Annotated in this window: 25 protein-coding genes and 2 pseudogenes; 14 read left to right on the top strand and 13 right to left on the bottom strand. The window is 73.2% G+C overall.

From position 1 onward, the window contains the following. Window positions 1-57: 57 nt before the first annotated feature. On the top strand, window positions 58-894 hold the full coding sequence (locus ACZ7GZ_RS04010; protein ID WP_471020741.1) for an aldo/keto reductase: 837 nt from the start codon (window positions 58-60) through the stop codon (window positions 892-894). A 170-nt stretch (window positions 895-1,064) separates the two neighbouring features. On the opposite strand, the gene ACZ7GZ_RS04005 is transcribed toward ACZ7GZ_RS04010, so the two are convergent. Further along, complete coding sequence (locus ACZ7GZ_RS04005) at window positions 1,065-1,676, bottom strand: hypothetical protein (RefSeq protein ID WP_471020740.1); 612 nt, start codon at window positions 1,674-1,676, stop codon at window positions 1,065-1,067. A gap of 206 nt (window positions 1,677-1,882) precedes the next feature. On the opposite strand from ACZ7GZ_RS04005, the gene ACZ7GZ_RS04000 reads away from it, so the two are divergent. After that, window positions 1,883-2,590 (top strand): glycoside hydrolase family 75 protein, encoded by a 708-nt coding sequence (locus ACZ7GZ_RS04000; protein ID WP_471020737.1) that lies wholly within the window; start codon window positions 1,883-1,885, stop codon window positions 2,588-2,590. Between the two features lie 112 nt (window positions 2,591-2,702). On the opposite strand, the gene ACZ7GZ_RS03995 is transcribed toward ACZ7GZ_RS04000, so the two are convergent. Then, window positions 2,703-3,605 (bottom strand): class I SAM-dependent methyltransferase, encoded by a 903-nt coding sequence (locus ACZ7GZ_RS03995; RefSeq protein ID WP_471020736.1) that lies wholly within the window; start codon window positions 3,603-3,605, stop codon window positions 2,703-2,705. 136 nt (window positions 3,606-3,741) lie between these two features. On the opposite strand from ACZ7GZ_RS03995, the gene ACZ7GZ_RS03990 reads away from it, so the two are divergent. Then, a complete protein-coding gene (locus tag ACZ7GZ_RS03990) occupies window positions 3,742-4,515 on the top strand; it encodes a phytanoyl-CoA dioxygenase family protein (protein WP_471020735.1) in 774 nt (257 codons plus the stop codon). Window positions 4,516-4,580: 65 nt separating this feature from the next. Beyond that, window positions 4,581-5,057, top strand: coding sequence for a glycoside hydrolase family 48 protein (locus ACZ7GZ_RS03985; RefSeq protein ID WP_471020789.1), 477 nt, complete (start codon window positions 4,581-4,583; stop codon window positions 5,055-5,057). Window positions 5,058-5,123: 66 nt separating this feature from the next. Here the strand turns inward: ACZ7GZ_RS03985 and ACZ7GZ_RS03980 are convergent, their stop codons facing one another. The 3 genes from ACZ7GZ_RS03980 to ACZ7GZ_RS03970 form a co-directional block, all read right to left on the bottom strand. Further along, window positions 5,124-5,900, bottom strand: coding sequence for a class I SAM-dependent methyltransferase (locus ACZ7GZ_RS03980; protein WP_471020734.1), 777 nt, complete (start codon window positions 5,898-5,900; stop codon window positions 5,124-5,126). 5 nt (window positions 5,901-5,905) lie between these two features. Continuing rightward, on the bottom strand, window positions 5,906-6,211 hold the full coding sequence (locus tag ACZ7GZ_RS03975; protein ID WP_471020733.1) for a 4a-hydroxytetrahydrobiopterin dehydratase: 306 nt from the start codon (window positions 6,209-6,211) through the stop codon (window positions 5,906-5,908). Between the two features lie 107 nt (window positions 6,212-6,318). Beyond that, window positions 6,319-7,431 carry an ADP-ribosylglycohydrolase family protein gene (locus ACZ7GZ_RS03970; protein WP_471020788.1) on the bottom strand — a complete coding sequence of 371 codons (1,113 nt, stop codon included), beginning with the start codon at window positions 7,429-7,431 and terminating at the stop codon, window positions 6,319-6,321. A gap of 60 nt (window positions 7,432-7,491) precedes the next feature. On the opposite strand from ACZ7GZ_RS03970, the gene ACZ7GZ_RS03965 reads away from it, so the two are divergent. From ACZ7GZ_RS03965 to ACZ7GZ_RS03955, 3 genes and pseudogenes are all read left to right on the top strand, one after another. Beyond that, a complete protein-coding gene (locus ACZ7GZ_RS03965) occupies window positions 7,492-8,349 on the top strand; it encodes a helix-turn-helix domain-containing protein (protein ID WP_471020731.1) in 858 nt (285 codons plus the stop codon). Between the two features lie 97 nt (window positions 8,350-8,446). Continuing rightward, window positions 8,447-9,310, top strand: a complete 864-nt coding sequence (locus tag ACZ7GZ_RS03960; RefSeq protein WP_471020730.1) for a helix-turn-helix domain-containing protein — start codon at window positions 8,447-8,449, stop codon at window positions 9,308-9,310. 37 nt (window positions 9,311-9,347) lie between these two features. After that, window positions 9,348-9,591, top strand: a pseudogene (locus ACZ7GZ_RS03955) (SAM-dependent methyltransferase); the annotation flags it as partial. A 75-nt stretch (window positions 9,592-9,666) separates the two neighbouring features. On the opposite strand, the gene dnaK reads toward ACZ7GZ_RS03955, so the two are convergent. From dnaK to ACZ7GZ_RS03935, 4 genes are all read right to left on the bottom strand, one after another. Continuing rightward, window positions 9,667-11,532 carry a molecular chaperone DnaK gene (gene dnaK, locus ACZ7GZ_RS03950; RefSeq protein ID WP_471020728.1) on the bottom strand — a complete coding sequence of 622 codons (1,866 nt, stop codon included), beginning with the start codon at window positions 11,530-11,532 and terminating at the stop codon, window positions 9,667-9,669. A gap of 140 nt (window positions 11,533-11,672) precedes the next feature. Continuing rightward, a complete protein-coding gene (locus ACZ7GZ_RS03945; protein ID WP_471020726.1) occupies window positions 11,673-12,098 on the bottom strand; it encodes an OsmC family protein in 426 nt (141 codons plus the stop codon). Window positions 12,099-12,237: 139 nt separating this feature from the next. After that, entirely contained in the window at window positions 12,238-14,514 is a 2,277-nt protein-coding gene (locus ACZ7GZ_RS03940; protein WP_471020724.1) for a phage holin family protein, read from the bottom strand. Between the two features lie 108 nt (window positions 14,515-14,622). Further along, a complete protein-coding gene (locus tag ACZ7GZ_RS03935; RefSeq protein WP_471020723.1) occupies window positions 14,623-15,060 on the bottom strand; it encodes a hypothetical protein in 438 nt (145 codons plus the stop codon). Between the two features lie 83 nt (window positions 15,061-15,143). Between ACZ7GZ_RS03935 and ACZ7GZ_RS03930 the strand changes: the two genes are divergently transcribed. Both ACZ7GZ_RS03930 and ACZ7GZ_RS03925 read left to right on the top strand, forming a co-directional pair. Further along, window positions 15,144-15,917 (top strand): MBL fold metallo-hydrolase, encoded by a 774-nt coding sequence (locus ACZ7GZ_RS03930; RefSeq protein ID WP_471020785.1) that lies wholly within the window; start codon window positions 15,144-15,146, stop codon window positions 15,915-15,917. Then, the gene (locus ACZ7GZ_RS03925; RefSeq protein WP_471020721.1) at window positions 15,914-16,525 is read left to right on the top strand and encodes a DedA family protein; all 612 of its coding nucleotides are present in this window, start codon (window positions 15,914-15,916) and stop codon (window positions 16,523-16,525) included. The genes ACZ7GZ_RS03930 and ACZ7GZ_RS03925 overlap by 4 nt, the downstream gene beginning before the upstream one ends. Before the next feature lie 82 nt (window positions 16,526-16,607). On the opposite strand, the pseudogene ACZ7GZ_RS03920 reads toward ACZ7GZ_RS03925, so the two are convergent. From ACZ7GZ_RS03920 to ACZ7GZ_RS03910, 3 genes and pseudogenes are all read right to left on the bottom strand, one after another. Further along, window positions 16,608-17,654: pseudogene (locus ACZ7GZ_RS03920) on the bottom strand (MBL fold metallo-hydrolase); the annotation flags it as partial. Between the two features lie 332 nt (window positions 17,655-17,986). Continuing rightward, window positions 17,987-19,243, bottom strand: coding sequence for an aminotransferase class I/II-fold pyridoxal phosphate-dependent enzyme (locus tag ACZ7GZ_RS03915; RefSeq protein WP_471020720.1), 1,257 nt, complete (start codon window positions 19,241-19,243; stop codon window positions 17,987-17,989). 237 nt (window positions 19,244-19,480) lie between these two features. Next, a complete protein-coding gene (locus tag ACZ7GZ_RS03910) occupies window positions 19,481-20,470 on the bottom strand; it encodes a hypothetical protein (protein ID WP_471020719.1) in 990 nt (329 codons plus the stop codon). A 412-nt stretch (window positions 20,471-20,882) separates the two neighbouring features. On the opposite strand from ACZ7GZ_RS03910, the gene ACZ7GZ_RS03905 reads away from it, so the two are divergent. The 4 genes from ACZ7GZ_RS03905 (at window position 20,883) to ACZ7GZ_RS03890 (ending at window position 24,734) form a co-directional block, all read left to right on the top strand. Continuing rightward, window positions 20,883-22,679, top strand: coding sequence for a thiamine pyrophosphate-requiring protein (locus tag ACZ7GZ_RS03905; protein WP_471020716.1), 1,797 nt, complete (start codon window positions 20,883-20,885; stop codon window positions 22,677-22,679). Window positions 22,680-23,161: 482 nt separating this feature from the next. Beyond that, a complete protein-coding gene (locus ACZ7GZ_RS03900; RefSeq protein WP_471020715.1) occupies window positions 23,162-23,539 on the top strand; it encodes a DUF2795 domain-containing protein in 378 nt (125 codons plus the stop codon). Continuing rightward, window positions 23,536-24,189 (top strand): diguanylate cyclase, encoded by a 654-nt coding sequence (locus ACZ7GZ_RS03895; RefSeq protein ID WP_471020714.1) that lies wholly within the window; start codon window positions 23,536-23,538, stop codon window positions 24,187-24,189. Before ACZ7GZ_RS03900 ends, ACZ7GZ_RS03895 begins: the two co-directional genes overlap by 4 nt. Window positions 24,190-24,194: 5 nt before the next feature. Next, the gene (locus ACZ7GZ_RS03890) at window positions 24,195-24,734 is read left to right on the top strand and encodes a type 1 glutamine amidotransferase domain-containing protein (protein ID WP_471020713.1); all 540 of its coding nucleotides are present in this window, start codon (window positions 24,195-24,197) and stop codon (window positions 24,732-24,734) included. A gap of 61 nt (window positions 24,735-24,795) precedes the next feature. On the opposite strand, the gene ACZ7GZ_RS03885 is transcribed toward ACZ7GZ_RS03890, so the two are convergent. After that, window positions 24,796-25,083 carry a DUF6158 family protein gene (locus ACZ7GZ_RS03885; RefSeq protein ID WP_471020710.1) on the bottom strand — a complete coding sequence of 96 codons (288 nt, stop codon included), beginning with the start codon at window positions 25,081-25,083 and terminating at the stop codon, window positions 24,796-24,798. Window positions 25,084-25,450: 367 nt separating this feature from the next. On the opposite strand from ACZ7GZ_RS03885, the gene ACZ7GZ_RS03880 reads away from it, so the two are divergent. After that, on the top strand, window positions 25,451-25,813 hold the full coding sequence (locus ACZ7GZ_RS03880) for a hypothetical protein (RefSeq protein WP_471020709.1): 363 nt from the start codon (window positions 25,451-25,453) through the stop codon (window positions 25,811-25,813). The last annotated feature ends 43 nt before the right edge of the window (window positions 25,814-25,856 follow it).

Genomic DNA, 25,856 nt, shown 5'->3' with positions numbered 1-25,856 from the left:
GGGTGATCGTTGACGATGGGAGTACCACCTGTCGCCAAGCGAAGGATCAAGAAGCTCGTGAGCAGCAAGGTCCCCCCGATCATCCTCAACAACGGCGTGGAGATGTCCCAGCTGGGCTACGGCGTCTGGCAGGTGCCGGACGACGAGGCCGAGCGGGCCGTCGCCACGGCGCTGGAGGCCGGGTACCGCAGCATCGACACAGCGGCGATCTACGGCAACGAAGAGGGCACCGGCAAGGCCATCGCCGCCTCCGGCCTGCCCCGCGAGGACGTCTTCGTCACCACCAAGGTCTGGAACAGCGACCAGGGGTACGACTCCACGCTGCGCGCCTTCGACGCGTCGCTGGCGAAGCTGGGTCTCGACTACGTCGACCTGTACCTGATCCACTGGCCGCTGCCGTCCCGCGGTGCCTACGTCGACACCTACAAGGCGTTCGAGAAGCTGCTGGGGGACGGCCGGGTCCGCGCCATCGGTGTGTCCAACTTCCTTCCCGAGTACCTGCGGCGGCTGATCTGCGAGACCTCGGTCGTCCCGGCGGTCAACCAGATCGAGCTGCATCCGCATCTGCAGCAGCACGCCGCCCGCGAGTTCCACGCCGGGCAGGGCATCGCGACCGAGGCCTGGTCGCCGCTCGGCCAGGGCAGGGGCCTGCTGGAGGTGCCGGCGATCGTCGCCATCGCGCGCAAGCACGGGCGTACGCCGGCGCAGGTCGTGCTGCGCTGGCACATCCAGCTCGGCAATGTCGTGATCCCGAAGTCCGTGACGCCGTCCCGGATCAAGGAGAACATCGCGGTCTTCGACTTCAGCCTGGACGACGAGGACCTCGCGGCGATCAGCGCGCTCAACGAGGACCGGCGCCTGGGCCCCGACCCGGCCACGTTCGACATGGCCTGAGACCCCGGCGCGCCACGGCCGTCCGCCCCACCCGCACAGGGGGCGAACGGCCGTCCGCGTTTCCGGTGCCGGGCGTGTGCGGGTACTCGGGGCCGAACGCCCGGGCAGCGGTCCGCTCCGCGGCGTCCGGCCGCTCCGCCCGGCATCCCGGTCCGCGGCGTGCCCGCCGTTCAGTGGCCCCGTACGTCGGCGTGCAGGACCTCGAACTCCTCCAGGGCGATCACCGTGGCGTGCGCCTTGGCCGTGCCCTCGCGGCGGATCGCGGCCTGGCGGGCGCGGGCCGCGGCGAGTGAGGCGCGGTCGGCGAAGAGGACCCCGGTCATGCCACGGCCGCGTTCGCGGTCGAGGAAGAGCGCCGCCCCGGCGAATCCCGGCAGCACCTCCAGCCGGGGCAGCACACCGGCGTGGAAGGTGTCGGCGGCGAGGTCGGCGTCCGCCGGTTCGAACGCGAGCCGGGTGAGCCGCAGTCCGCCGCCGGACAGCGGCCGTCGCCCGGCGTGGAAGACGGCGGCCTCGTAGTTCTCGACCGCGACGGTCCCGGCGAAGGGCTGCAGCAGCTCCGGCCGCCGCGCGCTCATCACCTCGTCGCTGACGCGACGCGCGTCGGCGGACTCCCACCAGCTGACCGTGAGCAGTTTGCCGAGGTCACGGTCGACGAAGACGCCCGCTCCCCGGTAGCCGGGGCGCTCCTCCAGGAGGTCGTGCCCACGGGTGTTCAGGGCCCGGACGGCCGTGTCCAGCTGCGCCGGATCGCCGGTCGCGTACACCGTGCGTACGAACATGCGCCTCGCCTCCCGGGCCGTGACCGTGCCGGCCGACCACGGCCGGCATCATGAGTCGCTTTCTCCAGTCTTGCCATGCTCATAAATCACCGCAATACGCAGGCGTTTCACCAGTTCACCACGGCAGGCTTGACGAGGACATGCATACGGGGCCACGGTGTACGACACCCAGTCAGGAAACTTTCCTAACAGAAGGGCCCCCCACCATGCGCCTTCGCACCCTGACCCTCGCCGCGGCCTCCTCGGCCGCACTGCTCACCGCCGGAGTCCTTCCGGCGCACGCCGCCGCCGGCTCCGCGGCGAGGTCGGCCCCGCACTCCGCGCAGGAGGGCTCGGTCAGCGCGGCCGACCTGCTCGCCAAGGTGACGTCCTGCGCGCAGATATCGAACGGCAAGTACAAGACGGACGACGAGACGTCGGCCACGGTCCCCGTGTGCGGCAAGAACGGCGCGGTCTTCTGGAAGGCCGACATGGACATCGACTGCGACGGCCAGCGCACCACCGACTGCAACGAGGACCGCGACCCCTGGTACCAGGACGACACCGCCTTCCACCAGTCCGACGGCAAGCCGCTGAAGGCGCAGTCGCTGCCCTACGTCGTGGTCCCCAGCTCCAGCAGCATCTGGAACTACGCCGGCGCCGGCATCAAGGGCGGCGGAGTGGTCGCGGTCGTCTACAACAACAAGGTGGAGTACGCCGTCGTCGGCGACACCGGCCCCACGCAGATCATCGGCGAGGCCTCGTACGCCACCGCCAAGGCACTCGGCATCGACCCCGACCCGGCCAACGGCGGCGTCGACTCGGGCGTGACCTACATCCTCTTCAAGAACTCCAAGGCCTCCCCCATCGAGAGCCACAGCGCCGCGGTCTCGCTCGGGGACCAGCTGGCCAAGCAGTTCCTCGCCAACAACTGAGCTCCGCGCAGGCGCCGCCGGGGACGGGTGCGACCGGATGGCCGGTCACGCCGTGTGCCGGTGAGGCCCGGGGGTCCGTCAGGTGCAGAGCGCCCGGAGCCGGGTGCCGTCGTCAGACGGGCCGTACCGCCCGGTGCACCGTGTGGGCCGCCAGCACGAACACGTCGGGACGCCGGTGGGCACTGCCCGGATCGGCGGGATCCAGGAGACGGTCGAGGGTGGCGAGGTCGCCCGCGTCCAGGACGTCGGCGTGGATCTCCCGGGCCCGGGCCAGGGCGGCGACGACGAAGGCGCGGGCCCGGTCCGGGACGGGGGCGGGCACGTCGAGGAGGAAGCTGCGGGTGCCCGTGGGCTTCAGCCCCGCCGCGGCCAGCAGGGCGGGCCAGTCCTCGGCCTCGGCGACCGCGCCGGGCAGCTCGGCGCGCATCCGGGCGAAGCGGTCCTCCTGTGCCACGTCGATACGGGCCTGCAGTCCGGGACGGCCGAAGCCGAGGTCGCGGGGCAGATAGCGGGCGGGCAGGCCGCCCTCCAGGATGGCCAGCGTGCCGCCGGGGGCGAGCCGGGCGGCGAACGCGGCGAGCGCGGCCTTCTGGTCGCCGAGGTGGTGCAGGCTGCGGCTGGCCCACAGCAGGTCCACCGGATAGTCCAACTCGGCGAGGACGTCCGGCAGTTCACCGGCCAGGGCGTCGAAGCGGTCGGCGACACCCTGGCGGGCGGCGCGGGCGCGGGCGCGTTCCAGCAAAGGCGCGGAGCCGTCGGCGGCGACCACCCGCGCGCCGGGGAACGTCTCCGCGATCAGGCAGGCGATGACCCCGGGTCCGCTGCCCGCGTCCACGATCAGACCGGGCTCGGTCACCTCCTTGCCCAGCCAGGCCAGAGCGCGCGCGTACGCCGGACCGAACACCTCGGCCTCCGCCTCCAGCAGCGCCGCCACGGCGGCCCAGTCGGTATCGCCGCCGTGACCGTGGACGTGGGTGTGCTGTCCGTGGGGGGTGCGGTGGTCGTGTGATGCCATGGTGGTCAGCCTCTCGCTCGGATGCGGCCAGCCTGCGACGGCGCACGGGGACGGTGCCACTTTCGTTGCCGGTGCCGCAAAAACTTGCCGGTGCGGCAAAAAAAAGGGGTGCGCGGGAGCGGGCCGGGCGGCCAGCATGAGGCCTGTGGACAACGACCTCGTGCCCCGCTTCCTCACCGACGGCTTCGTGAAGATCGAGGGCGCCTTCCCTGCGCGCGTCGCCGCGGACTGCGCCCGGCTGCTGTGGCGGGAGACGGGATACGACCCGGACGATGCGAGCACCTGGAAGGAGCCGGTGGTCCGGGTGGCCGGCATGGCGCAGGGGCCCTTCGCGGCAGCCGCCAACTCCCCCGCCCTGCACGGGGCGTTCGACCTGCTCGTCGGCGAGGGCCGGTGGGAGCCGCGGTACTCGCTGGGGACCTTTCCCCTGCGGTTCCCACACCCGGTCGAGCCGGACGACGCGGGCTGGCACATCGAAGGCAGCTATCTCCCCGAGGGCGAGCAGTGGTATTTCACCAACCTTCGCTCCAGGGACCGCGCGCTGCTGATGCTGTTCCTGTTCAGCGAGGTCACCGAGGCCGACGCCCCGACCCGGGTCCGGGTCGGCTCGCACCTGGACGTGCCGCCCCTGCTGGAGCCGTACGGCGAGGCCGGGGTGTCGGGTCTGGAGATCGCGCCGCGGCTGGTGGAGGCCTCGGCGCACCGCCCGCTCGCGTACGTCACCGGCCGCCCCGGCGACGTCTACCTCTGTCATCCCTTCCTGGTGCACGCGGCCCAGCCGCACCGCGGCACCCGGCCCCGCTTCATGGCGCAGCCGCCGCTGTCTCCGGCGGTTCCGTTCGAGCTGGACCGGCCCGACGGGGCGTACTCACCGGTGGAGCAGGCGATCCGCCGGGGCCTCGGCCGCTAGCGGTCGGGGGCCCCGGCGGACGTTCACCGCGCCGCTGCCAGGACAGCGGCGGGCAGGATTTCCGCATCAGCTGCTGGAACCCGTCAAGGCCCGCCGGCAGCAGCGGACTTCACGTCACCGTCGCCGACTGCACCGACGACGTCGGCGTGGCGGCCGCGTACGCCGGGACGCTGGCCTACTCCACGCCAAGTCCGGTGACGCGAGGGCCGAGTCGACGGCGAAGGCGCTGCTGGACGGCATGGGGAGCAACTACCAGGACAGCCCGGGCACCGCCGTTCGCGAGACCCGCACCGACTACGGCCGCTTCCCGGCTGCGGGTGTACGTCCCGAACGGCTGGACCGGCACCATGCCGAACGGCGACGCGATCAACTCCTCGTCCACGTTCACCTCGCTCAGGTCCTTCTGCAGGAACGACCCGTCCCGGTCGAAGACCGAGACCTGCCTCAAGGGCGGCGCCGTACCCGTCTTCACCCACCCCCGCTTCCGGGCCCGGGCGGACATCGCCCCGGCCATGCGGTCGTACGCGGAGCTGCTGGAGTAGGCCGGGGACCGCCCCGCCATGAGGGGACCCCAGCGCCGGGACAGATCGCGTTTCGGTCGCCTTCGGTCAGGGGGAGGCTGACGCTTCCGCCCCTCGGCCCGCCACCGCCTTGCGGTACGCGCGCAGCGCGAACACCGGGTCGGGGCGGGGGCGGTCCTGGTCCGGCAGGCGGGTCAGGCGGATGGCGAAGTCCTCCGTGCGGGGTTCGCCGGGCGGCAGCAGGGTGAACCAGCCGCGGCGCAGGTCGGCGACGGTGGTGCGGGGGCTGCGGCCCTGGCCGATGCCGGGGAACACGGTGTCGCCGGCGGGCCGCAGCCCGTACCGGACGGCGTGCGCGGTGACGGTGGCGGCGGCGTCCCGGGCGGGGCGGTGCGGGCGGGAGGCGAGGACGGCGTCGATGTCGCTGCCGACGTCGTGCGCCGCGGCCTTGTCGACCGTCGTGACGTACACCCCGCCCGGGCGCAGCACGCGGGCGCACTCGGCGACGATGGCGCGGACGTCCTCGGCGTCCTCCAGCAGGTGCAGCAGCCAGATGCTGGTGACCGCGTGGAAGGTGCCGGTGCGGAAGGGCAGGCGGCGGCTGTCGGCCCGTACGACCGCACCCGGCAGCCGGGCCCCCGCCATGCGGACCATGGCGGGGGCGAGGTCCGCGGCCGTCACCTGCAGCGCGGGACGGCCGGCGGCCAGCCGGCGGGTGACTATGCCGGTGCCGCAGGCGATGTCGAGGAGACGGCCCGGGCCGTCGGGTATCAGGCCGAGGATCGCGTCGGTGGCTGCCGCGGCGCGGGCCTCGCCGCCCCGGGACGCGTCGTAGGCGTCCGCTTCTTCGTCGTAGTCGAGCACGCCCCTCAGTGTGCGGCGTGCCCTGGGGCGATGTCCTCCACCCTGCGGGCGAGATCGAAGTCCTTCGCGGTGAGGGCACCGCCCGCGCTGTGGGTGTGCACGCTGAGGGAGACGGTGTTGTAGCCGAGGCTGAGGTCGGAGTGGTGGTCCAGCTCGTCCTGGACGGCGGCGACGTGCATGACCAGCGCCGCCGCCGCGACATGCGAGCCGAGGCGGTAGGAGCGGGTGAGCCGGCCGGACTCCACCGACCAGCCGGGCAGCTCGGCGAGCCGGTCCTCGATCTCCTTCTGCGACAGCGGTTCGACGGCCATGGCCGGGTCTCCCTTCGAGGAGGCGGGAAGCAGGGGTACGGAATGAGCCTGCCACGCCGGCCGCGCGCGTACTCCGCCCGCGTCGGCCGCCCGCGCACTCCCGCACATCAGGCGTGCGCGCACTCCGCCGCGAGGTCGTCGGCGAGTGCGGCGATCCTGGCCCGGCCCTCCACCTGTGCCACCCAGGGGTGCGGCAGGCCGGTGTCGCCGTGCAGGGCGCCCAGCAGATTGCCGCCGGCCGAGCCGGTGGAGTCGCTGTCGCCCGAGTGGTTGACGGCCAGCAGCAGGGCGCGTGCGGCGTCGGGCTCGGCGAGCGCGCAGGAGACACCGATGGCGAGGGCCTCCTCGGCGACCCAGCCGGCGCCGGGGGACTCCACCTTCTCGGCCTCCGGTGCCCCGTCGGCGGCGAGGTCGAGGGCGGCACGCAGGGCGGCCGTCGTCCCGCCGCGCACGGCCATGGCGAAGGCCGCGTCGGCAGAGGCGACCAGGCCGAAGGGGGCCGGGCGCATGACCGTGCCGCAGCCCTTGGAGTCGGGGTTGACCTCGCCCGGTGTGCCGTCGAGCGGCAGCGCGGGATCGGGCGCGTACATGCGGGCTACGCCGGACGGGCAGGCGTTGCCGGGGGCGCGGCGGGCGTACAGCCAGGCCTCGGTGATCAGGCCGCCGGCCGGGGCGCCGGGATGCGGCGGTGCCGGCTGCCCCGGGCCGGGCCGCGGCGGCGCCGACTGCGGCGCGCCCGGCAGCGGCGTTTGCCCACTGCGGCGCGCCCGGCCGCGACGGTGCCGGCAGCGACGTGTCCGGCAGTGACGGTGCCGGCAGCGACGTGTCCGGCAGTGACGGTGCCGGCAGCGACGTGTCCGGCAGTGACGGGCCCGGCTTGGACTGGTCTGGAGCCAGCGCTCGTACGCCTGGCGCAGCAGCAGCGGCCAGGCGCCGCCGATGCCCTTCTCGCGTTCCCGGGCGTGCGCCTGGATGAGGGCCTCGACGGTGAACGGGGTCATCTGCCTGTCGTCGCCGATCAGGCCGACCGCGCCGGGTGCGCCGGGCACGAGAGCGGTGACGCCGCGCGCACCGTGCGAGGCACGGATGCGGTCCAGGGAGGCGAACTCCACGGGGTGGCCGAGGGCGTCACCGAGCGCGCCGCCGAGGAGACGGCCGCGGACCCGGCCCGCTACACGGCGGCGGCCTGAAGGGACGCCTGGGCAGGCGAGGTCCGCCACGGCTTCGGCCACGGCTCGTTCCCGCGCACCTGAAGCAACTCCTCTACTACGGTCGGACGTATGACCATTGTCGCTTCCGGCCCCGCCGCGTCCGCCGCCGCCTCCGCCCCTTCCGCCGCCTCCGCCGCTTCCGGCAAGGGCGTCGGCCCGCTGCTGCGGGCCTGGCGGGAACGGCGCCGGATCTCCCAGCTGGAGCTGGCGCTGCGCGCCGACTCCTCGGCCCGGCACATCAGTTTCATCGAGACCGGCCGGTCGCGGCCGAGCGAGGAGATGGTGCTGCGGCTCGCCGAGCATCTGGACGTGCCGGTGCGCGAGCGCAACTCCCTGCTGCTGGCGGCCGGTTACGCCCCGCGCTATCCGGAGACCCCGCTGGACGACCCGGCCCTCGACGCGTTGCGCGACGGCATGGAGCGCCTCATCCAGGGCTACGAGCCCTACCCGGCGCTGGTGGTCGACGCCGGCTACACGGTCGTCGCCGCGAACCGGGGCATCGCGATGCTGCTGGACGGCGTCCCGGAGAAGCTGCTGAGCCCGGCGCCGAACGCGATGCGGCTGACCCTGCATCCGGAGGGGCTGGCGCCGCGCATCCGCAATCTGCCCGAGTGGCGCGGGCATCTGCTGGCGCAGATGGAGCGGCAGATCGCCCTGCAGCGCTCGGAGCGGCTGCGCGCCCTGTACGAGGAGGTGGCGGCCTACCCGGTGCCGCAGGACGACGCGCCGGCCGGCGAACCGGACGAGCCCGTCGCGTACTTCGCGCTGCCGCTGCGCATCGAACTCGGCGGCCGGACCCTGTCGTTCGTGTCGTCGATCTCGACGTTCAACACGCCGATGGACGTCACGGTCGCCGAACTCGCCATCGAGACGTTCCTGCCGGCCGACCCGGCGACCGCCAAGTACCTGCACACGCTGGCCGGTTGACCCCTCCCCCGGCGTCCGGATCCTCCTCGGACCGGTGTGCGAGAGGGGATCACATGGCAGACTGCCCGGGTACCGGCGCGTGAGGGGAGGGCGTGGCGTGAGTGAGCGGCGGGCTGCGCCCACCGTGGGCCAGGTGGTGCTCGGCAAGCGGCTGCAGGAGCTGCGGGAGGCGGCGGGCCTGGGCCGCGAGGAGGCCGCCCGGGTGCTCCGGGTGGCGCCGGCGACCGTGCGGCGGATGGAGATGGCCGAGGTCGCGCTGAAGATCCCGTACGTGCAGGTGCTGCTGGACACCTACGGGGTGGCCGGCGAGGAGGCGGCCGCGTTCGTGCGGCTGGCCGAGGAGGCGAACCAGCCGGGCTGGTGGCAGCGGTTCCACGACGTGCTCCCGGACTGGTTCAGCCTGTACGTCAGCCTGGAGGGGGCCGCCCGGATCATCCGCTCCTACGAGCCGCACTTCATCCCCGGGCTGCTGCAGACCGAGGACTACGCGCGGGCGGTGCTGGAGGCCGGGACGATCGGGCAGACCACGCCGCAGACCGTGGAACGGCATGTGTCCCTGCGCATGGAACGGCAGCGGCTGCTGGAACGGGACGATCCGCCCCACCTGTGGGTGATCATGGACGAGACGGTGCTCAGGCGCCCCGTGAGCACGCGCGGCGAGGTGATGCGCGCGCAGGTGGACCGGCTGCTGGAGTACGCCGACCGGGACCGGGTCACGCTGCAGCTCGCCGAGTTCGCGGCGGGCCCGCATCCGGGGACGTACGCGCCGTTCACGCTGTTCCGGTTCGCCGAGCCGGAGCTTCCGGACATGGTGTTCACCGAGTACCTGACCGGCGCCCTCTACCTGGACTCCCGCCATGAGGTCGCCGCGCACCTGGAGGTCCTGGACCACATGACGGCGCGGGCGGCGTCGGCGCAGCGGACGCGGACCCTGCTGCGGGAGTTCCGCACAAGCCTGTGACGTCCCCACCCGGACCGACCCCGGGGGGAACAGCCGTATGACCGCACCCGATGCCGTGTCCGTGCCCATCGACACCGGCCGTCCGCATCCGCCCGGGCGGTACGACTGGTGGCTGGGCGGCAAGGACAACCACCCGGTGGACGAGGAACCGGCCCGCCGGATCCTGGCCGCGGACGGCACGGCGGTGCGCGGGGCCGCGTGCCAGCCGCCGGTTCGCGCACCGGGCCGTCCGGACCGCCGCCGAGGCCGGTGTACGCCGGTTCCCCGACATCGGCACGGGCAGGGGGGCGTGCCGGTGTACGCGGGCGTGGCGGTCACACGCTGACGCGTGCGCGCGGGCCGGGCGGGCGGCCCGGTCAGGCCGCGCCTCCCTTCGCGTCCCTGTCCTCGTCCACTATCTCGGCGTCCACCACGCCCTCGTCGTCCTGTGGTGAGGCCTGCTGGCCGGTGTCGTCGGCGGCCGGGGTCTGGCCGGTCTGGGCGTACATCGCCTGGCCCATCTTCTGGCTGACGGCGGCGAGTTTGTCGACGCCGGCGCGGAGTTCGCCGGTGTCGGCGTTGCGGTCCAGGAGTCCCTTCAGTTCCATGGCCGCCTGCTGGACCTCGGTCCTGGTGTCGGCGGGGACGCGGTCCTCGTTGTCGCGGAGGAACTTCTCGGTCTGGTAGACGAGCTGCTCGGCCTGGTTGCGGGTCTCGGCGGCCTCGCGGCGTTTGCGGTCCTCCTCGGCGTACTGTTCCGCCTCCCGCATCATGCGGTCGATGTCGTCCTTGGGCAGGGCCGAGCCGCCGGTGACGGTCATCTTCTGCTCGCGGCCCGTGGCGAGGTCCTTGGCGGAGACGTGCATGATCCCGTTGGCGTCGATGTCGAAGGCCACCTCGATCTGCGGGACGCCGCGCGGGGCGGGCGGCAGCCCGGTGAGGTCGAAGACGCCGAGCTTCTTGTTGTAGGCGGCGATCTCGCGTTCGCCCTGGTAGACCTGGATGCCGACCGAGGGCTGGTTGTCGGTGGCGGTGGTGAAGATCTCCGAACGGCGGGTGGGGATCGTGGTGTTGCGTTCGATGAGTTTCGTCATGATGCCGCCCTTGGTCTCGATGCCGAGGGACAGCGGGGTGACGTCGAGGAGCAGTACGTCCTTGACGTCGCCGCGCAGGACACCGGCCTGGAGGGCGGCGCCGACGGCGACCACCTCGTCCGGGTTGACGCCCTTGTGCGGGTCCTTGCCGGTGAGGTCGCGGACCAGGTCGGTGACGGCGGGCATCCGGGTGGAGCCGCCGACGAGGATGACGTGGTCGATCGCGGACAGCTCGATCCCGGCGTCCTTCACGGCCTGGTGGAAGGGCTTCTTGCACCGGTCGAGCAGGTCGGCGGTCAGCTCCTGGAACTGGGCCCGGGTCAGTTTCTCGTCCAGGTGCAGGGGGCCCTCGGCGGAGGCGGTGATGTAGGGCAGGTTGACCGACGTCTCCGAGGACGAGGACAGTTCGATCTTGGCTTTCTCGGCGGCCTCGCGCAGCCGCTGCACCGCCATCTTGTCGGCGGCCAGATCGATGCCGTAACTGCCCTTGAACCGCTTCGCCAGGTGTTCGACGATCCGCTGGTCCCAGTCGTCGCCGCCGAGATGGGTGTCGCCGTTGGTGGCCTTCACCTCGATGACGCCGTCGCCGATCTCCAGCAGGGACACGTCGAAGGTGCCGCCGCCGAGGTCGAAGACCAGCACCGTCTGCTCCTCGCCGCGGTCCAGGCCGTAGGCGAGGGCGGCGGCGGTCGGCTCGTTGATGATCCGCAGCACCTTCAGGCCCGCGATCTCCCCGGCCTCCTTGGTGGCCTGCCGCTGGGTGTCGTCGAAGTACGCGGGTACGGTGATCACCGCGTCCGTGACGTCCTCGCCGAGGTAGGCCTCCGCGTCCCGCTTCAGTTTCTGCAGCACCCGCGCGGACAGTTCCTGCGCGCGCAGGCGGGTGCCGTCGACCGAGCCCTGCTCCGGGAAGCGCCAGCTCGCGTCGCCCATGTGGCGCTTCACCGAGCGGGCGGTGCGCTCCACGTTCGTCACGGCCTGCCGTTTGGCGACCTCGCCGACCAGCACCTCGCCGTTCTTCGCGAACGCCACCACCGACGGTGTGGTCCGCGCACCCTCCGCGTTGGCGACGACGGTGGGCTCGCCGCCCTCCAGGACGGCCACCACCGAGTTCGTCGTCCCGAGATCGATACCGACCGCACGTGTCATGGTCCGTCCCCTTCCGCCCGGGCGCCTGCCGCTCTCCCAGCACATGACGTGCCTGCGACGCTGTCAATGCCCGGGTTCCCCGGGAAACGGCGATGCCGCGCCCCCGGAGCGGGACGCGGCATCCGGGGCCGTACGAGCCCTCAGGCCAGCTCGGCCGTCAGGGTGATGGTCGTACCGGTCAGGGCCTGGCTGACCGGGCAGTTCTTCTTGGCGTCCTCGGCGGCCGAGGCGAAGCCCTCGGCGTCCAGGCCCGGCACCTCGCCGCGCACGGTGAGGTGGATGCCGGTGATGCCCTCGCCCGGCTGGAAGGTCACGTCGGCCTTCGTCTGCAGCCGGGTGGGCGGGGTGCCGGCGCCGGCCAGGGCGTGCGAGAGGGCCATGGAGAAGCAGCTGGAGTGAGCACCGGCGATCAGCTCCTCGGGGCTGGTCTTCCCGTTCGCGTCCTGGGAACGCGAGGCCCAGGTGACCGGCTGCTCGCCGATGCCGGAGGAGTCGAAGGTGACGACGCCGTCGCCCTCGAGAAGGTTGCCTTCCCAGACCGTGTGCGCGGTGCGCGTGGTGGCCACGATGATTCCTTTCCGTCGGATCCCGTTACGGGGGTTTTCCGTACCCCTATCCGATCACATCCGGGCTCGTCGCACGCTGAAGACCGGCCCACGCGGGGTGAACGGGAGGTGATCTCCCTCAGGTCCGTGCGGCCGGGTTTCAGGCGGCCCGCTCGTTCTCGGTGGCGTCGGCGAGGGGGATCTGGGGGCCGTTCAGCTCGTCCAGCCAGCGGCGCAGTACCCGGTGGACGTGCTCGGCGCCGGTCAGTTCCTCCTCGGCGCCGACCGGTGCGGACAGCTGAAGCGGACAGAGCAGGAACGGGTGGGACTGGGCGCCGCCGAGACCGCCGTGGGAGCCGATCTGCTCCTCGAAGGCGAGGACCTCGCCGTCGGCGGTGTCGAGGGCGGAGTTCACCATGATGTCGGCGGTGTGCGGGAAGGAGTGGGTGCGGCGGACCGCGTCGGCCGCACCCGGACCGAAGCGGGCCAGCGGGCCGGGCTCGTCGTCGAGCCTGTCGAGCGGGATCTCCGCGCCGTGGGCACCCAGCACCACACCGTCGTGCTCCTGGCTGCGCACCAGCAGGAAGCCGATGCCGGGATGGTTGGCGAGGGTGGTCAGCAGGGCGGGGTGGCGGGCGTCGATCTCCTCCTTGGTCATGCGGTGGTGGACGTCCGGGAAGGAGACCAGGCCGAGGTTGCCGGATGCCAGCACCACCGGCTCGGAGCCGGGGGCCGGGCGGTGCTGCTCGCTCCTGTCCTCCACGGGCCGGCGCAGTGCGGCACGGACGGCGGCGCGGGCCTCGGCACCGCTGTGGGTGCGTTCGGCGCGGCGCGGCACGTGCAGTCCGCAGCCGGCCCGGACGAGATCGCCGAGGGTGAGGCCGTAGCGGGAGCGGAAGGTCTCGCCCGGGCTCTGCCCGTGGTCGGAGAGGACGACGAGGTGGTAGGGGCGGGGGGCGTGCTCGGCGACCCGCTGCAGCAGGGCGAGGGACCGGTCGAGGCGCTGCAGGACCTTCTCGGCGTCCCTGCTGCACGGGCCGGAGTGGTGGGCGACCTCGTCATAGGCGACGAGGTCGGCGTAGACGGCGGTGCGGCCGGCGAGCATGTCCCCCATCACCGCGGCGACGACGACGTCCCGTTCGACGACGGTGGCGAAGGCGCGGACGAGCGGATACAGACCGCCGCGGCTCACCCGGGGGCGCTGCCTCCGGATCCGGGCCCGGGTGGACTGGCCGATCTCGCGGCCCACCTCGGCGACGAAGGACAGGGCGGTGCGGACGGCGTTGGCGGGATCGGAGAAGTAGGCGAAGTACCCGGCGCGGGAACGGTTCTCCCGGCCGCGGCGGCGGGCCGCGATGGACAGGACGAGGGCCTGTTCGCCGGCCCCTCCGCTGAAGAGGTTGCCGCGGCTGGCGCCGTCCACGGTGAGCAGTCCACCGTCGCCGGTATACAGCATGGCGCGGCGCTGCAGTTCGGCGGCGCTCGTCGGCCGGTTGCACACCATCACCTCCTGGCTGTCCTTCTCGTACCAGCGGAAGGCCGGCACATCGAAGGTGCTGCCGTGGAGGATGCCGAGCTGGCTGGCTCCGGTCTGGCTGGACCAGTCGGTGCGCCAGGGGGTGAGGCGGTGGGTGGGCCGTCGGCTGTCGTCGGTCGGCTGTATACCGCCCGCGGTCGACAGCACGCAGTCGGCCTTCAGGTGTATGCCGTCCGTCGTCGGCTGTATGCGGTCGACCGTCTGCACGGCACCGGTCGCCTGTATGCGGTCGACCGCCCGTGGGACGGCACCCGTCGGCTGTGTGCCGTCGACCGGCCGGTGTTGGTCGCCTGTCGGCTGTATCCCGTCGGCCGTCGCCAGCCAGTGCGCGACCGTGGGCATCAGTCCTTTGCGGACCGCGTCCGTGAGGACGTCGTGGCCGACGCCGTCGAGTTGGACGAAGACCAGGCCGGGCGTGGTGGGGCAGGGCGGGTCGGATCTGCGGCGGCGTGCGGCGAGGCGGTGCAGGCGGCGCCGGTAGGTCTCGTCGTCGCGGACGGCGAGGGCGGCGCCGGTGGCCGAGGCGACGGCGGACATCACCGCCGCCACGATGACGGCGGTCTCGGGGGCGGCCTCGCCGCGGCCGGAGGGGTTGATGCGCAGGGCGAGCAGCAGCAGGGAGCCGTTGAGGAAGAAGACCAGCAGGCCGAGGACGAGGGCGGGGACGAGCAGCAGGAGCCGGACGAGGAGCGGCCAGACCACGGCCGACAGCGCACCGAAGGCGCCGGCGCCGCAGGCGGCGGTGACGGCGATCCGGGTGGCGCTGTCGCCGTCGGCGGACTGGAGCTGGAAGTCGGGCAGGAGCGCGGCGAGGGCCAGCATGGTGAGCGTGGAGGCCGCCCAGACGATGACGCTCCGCCCGATCTGACTGGCGATCCCTCGCCACCCCACGTCTCGCACGCCCCGTACCCCTCACGTCCCGGCCCGCTGGACGCCCGGGCCTCGCTCCACCTTGTCACACGGGGTGTGGTGCATGCGGCAACCGGGGGTGGACCGGCGTCCCGTCGGCTAGCGGCCGTCGTAGCCGGCGGTCGGCATGGACAGGCGGCGGTGCACGCGGGCTTTCATCTGGGCGTCGTACGACGGCTCGGCCCGGCCGACGGTCTCCACGCGCACGCCGCGTCGGGCGCACTCGGCGGTGAAGGCCTCGACCGAGGACACGGCGCGCCGGAGCACGCGCAGGCTGGGCGTGACGAAGACGTCCACGCCGGGCCGGATGCCGTCCCACAGGGCGCAGTGGTCGAAGCGCAGTCCGCCGACGAGGAGTTCGCGGGCGATGACGTATCCGCGTTCGGCGGCCCAGCGGGCGCACATGGCGTGCTGGCTGCGGGAGTCGACGAGGAAGGGGTCCGCTTCCAGTTCTTCCAGGGGGGTCAGGCTGGCGATGGCGATGACCCGCACCGGCGCGGGCGCGGGCGCGTTGGAGGTGCCCCGCGGTTGTCCCATGGCGTCCCCCTCACCTCCGGTTTCGCCGCCGACCCTACTCCTGCCCGTAGGCTTCGGGGAGTCGCGTGAAGGGGGTGAAGAGGGTGCCGGTGGAGATCACCTGGTGGGGTCACGCCACCTGCACGGTCCGGGACGGGAACATACGGGTGCTCACCGATCCTCTGTTCGTCCGGCGGCTGGCGCATCTGCGGCGGCGCCGGGGTGCGCTGCCGCCGGCCGGGGCCCGGTGCGCGGACGTGGTGCTCGTCTCGCATCTGCACGCCGACCATCTGCATCTGCCTTCGCTGGCGGAGCTCGCCGCGGGCACGCACCTGGTCGTGCCCCGGGGCGCACCACGGGCGGTGCCCGGTTTGCGCCGGCTGCGGCAGCTGCGGGTGACGGAGGTGGTGCCGGGGGACGTGGTGCGGATCGGTGAGCTGTTGGTGCGGGTAGTGCCGGCGCTGCACGACGGGCGGCGGCTGCCGGTGGGGCCGCAGCGTTCGCCGGCGCTGGGTTATGTCGTCGAGGGTGAGGCGCGGACGTATTTCGCCGGGGACACCCGGCTGTTCGACGCGATGGCCGAGCGGGTGGGGCCGGTGGACGTGGCGCTGCTGCCGGTGGGTGGCTGGGGGCCGTATCTCGGTGCGGGGCATCTGGACGCGGGGCGGGCGGCGCGGGTGCTGGCGCGGCTGGCGCCGCGGGCCGCGGTGCCGGTGCACTACGGGACGTACTGGCCGGTCGGGATGGACGGGGTGCGGCCGCACGAGTTCCATGCGCCGGGTGACGAGTTCGTGCGGCTGGCGGCCGTGGCGGCGCCGGGGGTGGCGGTGCACAAGCTGGGGCACGGGGAGAGTGTGTGGCTGGAGGTCGCGCGGTGACGTGGCTCGCCGATGCGTCGGCAACGGTGACGTCCGGGTCCACGCGGCAGGCGGTCGGGTATCCGACGCTGTTTGTGCTGGTGTTTCTCGGGGCGTTGGTGCCGGTCGTGCCGACGGGGGCGCTGGTGAGTTCCGCGGCGGTGGTGGCGTTCCATCAGACGGCGCCGTTTGCGTTGGTGTGGGTGTTCGTGACGGCCTCGTTCGCCGCGTTCCTCGGGGACGTGGCCCTGTACTGGCTGGGGCGGCGCGGGATGGGGTCGAAGAACGGGTCGCGGTGGCTGGAGGCGATCCGGTCGCGTGCGCCGGAGGAGCGGCTGGTGCAGGCGCGGGGGAAGCTGGCGGAGCATCGGGTTGCGGTGCTGGTGCTCTCTCGGCTGGTCCCCGCGGGGCGGATACCGGTGATGCTGGCCTGTCTGATGGCCGGTTGGCCGTTGCGGAGGTTTGCGCGGGGTAACTTGCCTGCCTGCCTTGCGTGGGCGGTCACGTATCAGGTGATCGGCGTCTTGGGGGGTTCGTTGTTCAGGGAGCCGTGGGAGGGGGTTGCGGTGGCGGTTGCGCTGACCGTGGTGGTCGGTGCGGCGCCGGGTGTGGTGCGGCGGTTTCGGTAGGGGCGTGGGGGTGCCGGTTCGTTGGGGACGGCGGGTGCGTCGTGGTGGTGCGCGCGGTTTCCCGTGTCCGTGGGGGGTTCCGCTCCAGGACCCTTGAAGCGCCGACCGGGAGATCCCACAGGTTTTCCCTGTCCAGCCCTGCCTTGTCCCAGGCCGCCCTTACTCTCGTGAGCGGCTCCAGGACCGGCTCGGCCGAGAGGATGAAGGTGCCCCAGTGCATGGGGGCCATGCGGCGGGCGCCGGTGTCGAGGGTGGCTTGGACGGCTTCCTCGGGGTCGCAGTGGACGTCTCTGAGCCACCAGCGGGGGTCGTAGGCGCCGATGGGCATGAGGGCGAGGTCGATGCCGGGGTAGCGGCGGCCGATGCGGGAGAACCAGTGGCCGTAGCCGGTGTCGCCGGCGAAGTACAGGCGCTGTCCGTCGGCGTCGGTGAGGATCCAGCCACCCCAGAGGCTGTGACAGGTGTCGGTGAGGGTCCGCTTGGACCAGTGGTGGGCGGGGACGAAGTCGAAGCGGACACCGGCCAGTTCGGCGCCTTCCCACCAGTCGAGTTCGGTGACGCGGGTGAAGCGGCGGCGGTGGAACCAGCGGCCGAGGCCGGCCGGTACGAACACGGGTGTGGCGCGCGGGAGTTGCCGCAGGGTGGGGGCGTCGAGGTGGTCGTAGTGGTTGTGGCTGATGACGACGGCGTCGATGGGCGGCAGGGTCTGCCAGGGGACGCCGACGGGGGTGATGCGGGCGGGGGTGCCGAGGATACGGCGGGACCAGACGGGGTCGGTGAGGACGGTCAGGCCGCCGATCCGGACGATCCAGCTGGCGTGTCCGGCCCAGGTGACGGCGAGGGTGCGGGTGTCGACGCGGGGCAGCGGGGCGGGTTCGCAGGGCAGCCGGGCGATGTCGGCGAGGCCTTCGGGGCCGGGGCGTACGGCGCCTTCGCGGGCGAAGCGGGCGAGGGCCTTGAGGCCGGGCAGGGGGGCGGTGAGCCGGTCGTGGAAGGTGCGGGGCCATACGCGGTGTTCGGCGAGGGGGCGGGGTTCGGCCAGCGGGGGAAACGGGGGTGCCGGGGGGGCCGGCGTGACGGTTTCGGCGGTGTCGCGGGGCCGTGCGGGCGTCGCGTTCGTCACCGCCATCGGATTCATCACCGCCATCGGATTCGTCGCCGTCCTTGCCTCCGTCACCGTCCTTGCCTCCGTCACCGTCCTTGCCTCCGTCACCGTCCTCGCGTCCGTCACCGTCCTTGCCTCCGTCGCCGTCCTTGCCTCCGTCGCCGTCCTCGCGTCCGTCGCCGTCCTTGCCTCCGTCGCCGTCCTCGCGTCCGTCGCCGTCCTCGCGTCCGTCGTGATCGTCGTGGTCGTCGCGGCCGATCCGGGCTCGGTCGTCTCCGGCTCATACGTCGCGGGCTCGGTCGTCTCGCACTCGGTCGTCCCGGGCTCGTGCGTCTCGGTCTCATGCGTCTGCTGCGTCATCGAGGAGGCTCCCATCGCTGAGCGTCGTCGCGGAGATCGTCGAGGACCGACGTCAAGGAGGCCAACGCGCGTTGCACGTGTGGCAGTTCCAACGGCACGGGTGAGGTGAGGCATTCCGTGCGTTCCTCGTCCGTGCCGCCCAGCAGGGGGCCCGTGGCGAGTCGTACGCGCAGCGCCCCGAGGTCGTCGCCGAAGCGGTGGCCGCCGGGGGCGGGCATGCCGAGGCGGGTGGTGAGGAGGTCCTCCAGCTCCTGTGCGTCGCCGACGCCTTGTGCGGCGAGGGGTTCGCGCAGCGGGCCGAGGTCGGCGTACAGGTGGCGGCCGGCCTGCGGGGGGCGGGCGAGTGCGCCGGCGGCGACGACGGCGGCGTGCGCGGCGGCGGCCAGGCGCGCGTGCAGGCGTACGGCGGCCTCGCGGCGCTCGGTGACGGGTGGGGGTTCGTCGAGGGCGTAGCCGGCGGCCGCGGCGACCGGTGCGGCGATGTGGGCGCCGAGGGCGGTGAGGATGTCGAGCACGCGCGCGTGGAGGTGCCGTCCCGGTTCGGTGGCCGGGAAGCGGGCGACGGCGGCGGGCCAGCCGGGCGGCAGCAGGGATCCGGCGAGGTCGGTGACGACGGTGACCAGGTCGGGGCACATCTCGGCGGGGCTGAGCAGGACGGTGCCGTGGGGGTCGTGGAGGGTGTCGCGCCAGGTCTCGTCGCTGACCAGGTGCAGTCCTTCGCCGGTGGCGGCCTCGACGGTCTCGTGGAGGAGTTCGGGCGGGGCGACGGTGGCGGTGGGGTCGTCGGCGACGGACAGCACGAGCAGCCGTGGGTCGCCGCCCTCGTCGCGGACCCGGCGGACGGTCTCCAGCAGGGCGTAGGGGTCGGGGACGCCGCCGCTCTCGGCGGGGGTGGGCACGTGGTAGGCGGGCCGGCCGAGGACGCGGGCGTACGGGGCCCACCAGGCGGCGCAGGGGCGGGGGACGAGGACGTCGCCGCCGTCTGAAGCGAGTGCGGCGGTGAGGGCGAGCAGCAGCGCGGGGGCGCCGGGGCCGGCGGCCACCTGGTCGGGGACGGTGGGCAGGCCGCGCCGGGTCCAGTAGCCGCAGGCCGCTTCGAGGAGGGCGGGGGCGCCGCCGACGGGCTGGGCGTCGGTGCGGCTCGCCGCGGCGGCGAGTACGGCGGTGAGTTCGGGGAGGACGGGCAGTCCGTCGCCGGGCGGGGGCGGGCCGTAGCGGACGGGGCCGTGCCCTTCGGGGTCCGTCCGCCGCATGTCCGCCTCCGCGCAGTCCGGGTGCCGTGTGCCGCCCGGGTGGGTGTCGTGTGCCGGGGCGGGCTGTGTCGTCGTGGGCTGCTGTGTGGTGTGTGTCCGTGGGGTGGTGTGTGTCCGTGGGGTGGTGTGTGTCCGCGGCCCGTGGTGTCGGTTGGGGTGGTGGCCGTTTGCCGGTGTTCTCGTGAGGGTGTGTACCCGCGGGGCGGCCGTCCATGGGAGTGGGGGGCGTTGTCCCGGTCACACGTCCGTGGGCCGGTCTGCGGGGGCGCGCCGGCGGCCGTGGAGCCGGTAGCCGGCTCCGCCGCAGGCCGCGGCGATGAAGGCGGCGCCGCCGGCGAGGGCCGGGACCGAGTCGGTGAAGCTGCCTCCCCGGCCGGCGTCGGCTCCGTGCTGCACGGTGGCCGGGTCGCATCCGTCGGCGGGGTGGCCCTGCCGGTCGTCGGGGCTGCCGCAGTTGTGGCCGTCGTCGGGGCAGTCTTCGCCGCCGGTGCACTCGCCACTGTCGTCGTGACACTGGCCGCTCTCACGACACGCGTTCCCGCCGGAGCACGCGTCCCCGGACCTGCAGCCCGCACCGCCCTGGCAGTCGTCGCCCGCCTTGCACCCGGCACCGGCCCCGCAGTCCTCCCCCGCCCTGCACCCCGCACCGCCCCCGCTGTGCTGGCAGTCCTTCCCCGCCTTGCACTCCGTACCGCCGCCGCCCTGGCAGTCCTCGCCCGCCCTGCACTCCGTACCGCCGCCGCCCTGGCAGTCCTCCCCCGCCCTGCACTCCGTAGCGTCCGAACCCGGGCAGGACTGTGGGCTGCGGCAGCCGCCGTCGTCCTCCTCGCAGGGCTCGCTCTCCCGGCACGGCGTGGCGCCGTCGTCGCAGGGTGCGGCGTCGTCCGCGCAGGCGTGGGACGCGCCGCACTGCTGCGGCGCGGCACACGGGCTGGTGGCGGCGTCGCCGGCAGCGGTGCGGGGCGGGAGCAGGGCCGGGGGCAGGGGGCCAGCCGTGCGGGTCGGGGACACAGGACCGGCGGCATGGGTCGGGGACACAGGACCGGCGGCATGGGCCGGGGACACAGGACCGGCGGCGTGGGCCGGGGACACAGGACCGGCGGCGTGGGTCGGGGACACGCTGCCGGGGCCGGGGTGGGCCTCGGCGGCCGCTGCGGCGGGCCCGGCCAGGGCGAACGCGGCTCCGGCTATGAAGGCGATGGGCAGGGCACGGGCGGTGCGGCGCATGGGGCGGGCTCCTCGGCGGGCACGGCGGGCGGTCGGCGTCGGTGGTGGTACGCCGGACACCGGTACGGCGGTGCTTCCGGCGCCGGTGCGGCGGTACGTCCGGTGCCGGTGCCGGACACCGGTGAGACGGTGTCCCGGGCACGGGTACCGGCGGTGCCGGTGGCACGGTCCGGCGGTGTCGCGGGTACGGGGCACGGGGCGTGCCCCGCTGCCATCACAGCCCCGGCGGCGCTGTGGCGCGCGCGGCCGGCCCCCATTCGCGGGACAAGGGCGGCCGGCCGGGTGACACGCACCGGCCGCGGGTTTCGCGCCCGCCCCCTGGCGGGTTTCCGAGGTTTTCCGGGCCGTGCTCAGGTGACTCGGTATCTGCTGACCGGATCGTCCGCTTCGCACCGCACCGGGAGGTTCCTCCATGAGCACCAAGGTCTCCGACCACATCCTCGAGCGCCTGCGCGCTTGGGGCGTGGAACAGGTCTTCGGCTATCCGGGCGACGGCATCAACGGGCTGCTCGCCGCGTGGGGCCGGGCCGAGGACCGGCCGCGGTTCATCCAGTCCCGGCACGAGGAGATGTCCGCGTTCGAGGCGGTCGGGTTCGCGAAGTTCAGCGGCCGTATCGGGGTGTGCGCGGCGACGTCGGGGCCGGGTGCGATCCATCTGCTCAACGGGCTGTACGACGCCAAGCTGGACCATGTGCCGGTGCTGGCGATCGTCGGCCAGACCAACCGGACCGCGATGGGCGGTTCCTACCAGCAGGAAGTCGACCTGCACACGCTGTACAAGGACGTCGCCTCGGACTTCGTGGAGACGGTGACGGTGCCCGAGCAGCTGCCGAACGTGCTGGACCGGGCGATCCGCACCGCGTACGCGCGGCGCTGCCCGACGGCTCTGATCATCCCGGCCGACGTGCAGGAGCTGGACTACTCGCCGCCGACGCACGAGTTCAAGATGGTGCCCTCCAGTCTGGGCATGAGCGACTACACGGCGACCCCGACGGACGAGGCGCTGCGCCGCGCGGCCGGTGTGCTGAACGCGGGCGACAAGGTCGCCGTCCTGGTCGGGCAGGGTGCGGCGGGTGCGGTCGCGGAGGTGCAGGAGATCGCCGAGCTGCTTGGCGCGGGGGTCGCGAAGGCGCTGCTCGGCAAGGACGTGCTCAGTGACGAGCTGCCGTACGTCACCGGGCCGATCGGGCTGCTGGGCAGCCGGCCGTCGTACGAGCTGATGCGGGACTGCGACACGCTGCTGACGATCGGGTCGTCGTTCCCGTACACGCAGTTCATGCCGGATTTCGGCAAGGCGCGCGGGGTGCAGATCGACATCGATCCGCACATGATCGGTATGCGTTTCCCGTACGAGGTGAATCTCGTCGGTGACGCGAAGGCGACGCTGCGGCGGCTGATCCCGTTGCTGGAGAGCGACCGGGGCGGGCGCGAGTGGCACGACACGGTGTGTGCGAACGTGAAGCGCTGGCACGAGACGATGGACCGGCGGGCCCACCTGTCGGCGGACCCGATCAATCCGGAGTACGTGGCGCGGGCGCTGGATCCGCTGCTGCCGGACAACGCGATCCTGACCTCGGACTCGGGTTCGGTCGCCAACTGGTACGCGCGGCACATCACGATGCGGCCGGGGATGCGCGGTTCGCTGTCCGGGACGCTGGCGACGATGGGGCCGGGGGTGCCGTATGCGATCGGTGCGAAGTTCGCGCATCCGGACCGTCCGGTGTTCGCGCTGGTCGGTGATGGTGCGATGCAGATGAACGGCCTGGCGGAGATGATTACGGCGGCGAAGTACCGGGACCGCTGGTCGGATCCGCGGCTGGTGGTGGGGGTGTGGAACAACCGGGACCTGAACCAGGTGACCTGGGAGATGCGGGCCATGGAGGGCGCCCCGTCGTTCCTGCCGTCGCAGGAGATCCCGGACGTGCAGTACGCGGCGTTCGCCCGTTCGCTGGGTCTGACCGGCATCCGGGTGGAGAAGCCGGAAGGGGTGGAGGCGGCCTGGCGGGCGGCTCTGGAGGCCGACGGGCCCGCGGTGGTCGAGTTCCTCACGGACCCGGCCGTGCCGCCGATCCCGCCGCATGCCACCTGGGAGCAGATGGAGGCGACGGCCGCGTCGATCCTGAAGGGCGATGCCGACCGCGGCTCGATGGTCCGGCAGGGGTTCAAGGCGAAGGTGCAGGAGTTCCTGCCGGGCCGGGGCAGGCAGTAGCCACGGGGAGGCCGGGGATTCAGCGTTCGGGGCACTTCAGGAGTCGTCCTCGCTGGTTCCGAGGGCGTCGTCGTACCGGCCGCCGCCGTCGTGGTCGATGCCGTGGACGGCCGGTACGCCTGCCCTATGCCGCCCTCGCCGGGCACCTCGCACAGCACGTGGTCGCCGAGTCTGTCGAGGCCCCCGAAGCTGCGGGCATCCGAGCGGTCGACGCGGGATTCCCCGGCGGTGTGGCCTTCCCTGGGCACCGCGCTGGTCGACCGTGGGCTGTTACGCGGGGGCCTGTGCGGGTACGCGTGTGCGCACGGAACTGTCCGGTGCGCGGATCAGCCATCGCGGATGCGCAGAAGGAGTTCGGTTCCCAGGTCACCGGCTCGGCCACTGAATTCTTTCGGCCTCGTCCGACACGTAGGGAGCGGATCCCGTGTCGGCGGTACGGCACCGGGTACGCGGTGCGGACGTTCGACCCCCTGGAGGGAGACATGCAGCGAGGCAGTGACCGGCTGAGCGTGCACCGGGACGACGAGATGAAGCACGAGCTGAAGGGCCTGCTGAGGTCCGGGCATCCGACACGGGTGGAGGAGTGGCACGATCCGGAGCCGGCCGCGGACGACGATCCGGAGGTGTGGAGCGGACCTGTGGGTGGACTGGGTTCGCCGGCGTCGCTGGAGCGGATGCGGACGGAGCTGGCCCGGACCCTGAGCCGCAGTTGCTTCCCGGCGACCGCGCGGGACCTGGCGCGGATGCTGCGCCGGCGTAACGCGCCGGGCGCGCTGGCCGACGCGGTGGCCGCCCTGCCGCACTCGGCCCGTTACGGCAACGTACAGCAACTGGCCGAGGCGCTGGTGGGCCGCGGATGAGCCGGGGCCAGGCGGCCGAGATCGCGAGCGGGGCCGGCGTCGACGTCGAGGTGGCGACCACCCGGTTCCTGCTGTACGGGCTGCTGCCCGGCTGGTTCGTGCCGGGGCTCGCCGACTGGGCGATGCACCGGCGCACCCGGATCGAGGAGACCGCGGGTACCAAGGAGTCGGTGATCCACGCGCTGATGATGGCGCAGGTGGGTCTGCCGATCGCGCTGACGTTGCGCTATCGGGTCAACCCGCTGCTGCTGAGCGTGCAGTTGGGGGCGGCGGCGGTACACGAGGCGACCGCGCTGTGGGACGTGCGCACGGCCGTCGACAGCGACCGGGAGGTCAGGCCGGTCGAGCAGCACCTCCACAGCTTCCTGGAGTCGCTGCCGTTCGGTGCGCTGGCCTCGCTGATGTGCCTGCATGCCGACCAGGTGCGGTCGCTGCTGCGGGGCGGGCGCGGGGACCCGGACGCCTGGCGTCTCATGCCGCGCCGGCGCCCGCTGTCGCCCGGCTATCTGGCGGGTATCGGCGTGGCGGTCGGCGCTTGCGTGCTGCTGCCGTACGGCGAGGAGCTGTGGCGCTGCCGACGGGCGGCCCGGGCGGGCAGGCGGCGTGCCCGCGCCCACCGGGCGGCGCTGAGGAGACTGAAAGGGAACTGAGCATCATGCGTATCGCGTTTCTGGTGGCGCCCGAAGGCGTCGAGCAGGTGGAGCTGACCGAGCCGTGGAAGGCGGCCTCGGATGCCGGGCACGAGCCGGTGCTGGTGTCGACGGAGCCGGGGAAGGTCCAGGCGTTCCAGCATCTCGACAAGGCGGACACCTTCGACGTGGACGAGGTCGTGGGTGAGGCGGCGGGGCAGTTCGGGGCTCTGGTGCTGCCCGGCGGGGTGGCGAATCCGGACTTCCTGCGGATGGACGGCAAGGCCGTGGCGTTCGTGAAGGACTTCTTCGACCGGGGCCGCCCGGTCGCGGCGATCTGTCACGCGCCGTGGACACTGGTGGAGGCGGACGTCGTACGGGGCCGGGTGCTGACGTCCTGGCCGAGCCTGAGGACCGACATCCGCAATGCGGGCGGCACCTGGGTGGACGAGCAGGTGAAGATCTGCGACCACGGCTCCAACCAGCTGGTGACGAGCCGCAAGCCGGACGATCTGAAGGCGTTCTGCGACGCGTTCCTGCACGTGTTCGCCGGGGAGCCTGGCTGACCTGCGGCGACGGTGGACGGGCCGGCCTGCGCGGGCCGGCCCGTTCACCGCGTGGGGCCGGTCAGGTGCCCGGCACGCCGGGGCTCGCCGTGTCGCCGCAGCCACGCTCGCGGGCGCCCTCGCGGGTGCGTCCGGCGCTCACCAGGCGGCGCGGGTTGCGGCGCAGGTACTCGCCCTCCAGCTGTGCCATGCGCTCGTTGTGGGCCCGCAGCGCGTCGTTCGAGCCGTACAGCAGAGTGTCGTGGCGCGTGCGGTGGATCGTCTCCAGCTCCTTCATGAGCTGCTGGTCGTCCAGCCGGCTGGCGTCGACTCCGGTCATCGTGGTGCCCCGCTCGTCGTGTTCGTTCATGGGGTACGGGTACCCGCCCGGCGTGCACTGCCCCGAGCGGTTCCGGGAGGAATCCATGGAGCTCGCGTTCTGAGTCCACTGTACGAACATCCGGGGTCCTGGGCCTCGGCGTACGTCGGCCTGTCCCGGCACGACGAGGACAGGGAGCACCGGCGGCATCTGGTGGCGGAGGCGGTGTCCCGGCAGCTGCGGGAACAGGGCGCCGACGAGGTGACCTGCCGGGTGGTGTACGAGGCCGTGGAGGAACTGCGGCACACCGGCGAGCCGTACGGCCGGGCGGTGTCCGCCCGGGACGGCGAGGTGGTGCCTGCCCAGGGAGCTGGAGGAGATCCGGGCCGAGCACGTCCGGCGGCGGATCCGCGCCGACGTGGACCGGTTCCGGGCGGCGCGGACACCGGACCGGGAGCGGCGGGCGGCCGCTGTGGAGGGTGTGCCGCAGCTGATCGAGGCGGCGCGTGAGCGCCGGCCGGCCGAGCTGCTGATCGGCCGGGACGCGCCCGACACGCACCGTGAGGTGTGGATCGGCGAGGACCCGGACCAGCTGGCGGCGCGCGGTACGGAGCTGAAGGACATCGGCGAGCGGCAGGCGTGGCCGGCCCGCGCCGACGACGCGCTGGTCCGGGCGGCGGTGGTGACGGACGCGCCGGTGGTGTCACTGAGCCCGGTCCTTCAGGACACCGGCGACGAGATCGCGGCGGGCGGCCTGGGCGCACTGCTGCGCTGGAAGTGACCGATACCTCCGGTGCCGTGCGGGCGCGACGAGCCCCGGCAGA

The sequence above is a fragment of the Streptomyces sp. NPDC037288 genome, from assembly GCF_055603265.1.
The sequence above is the reverse complement of the archived record's forward strand: the minus strand, read 5'-3'. Positions and strand labels throughout refer to the sequence as shown.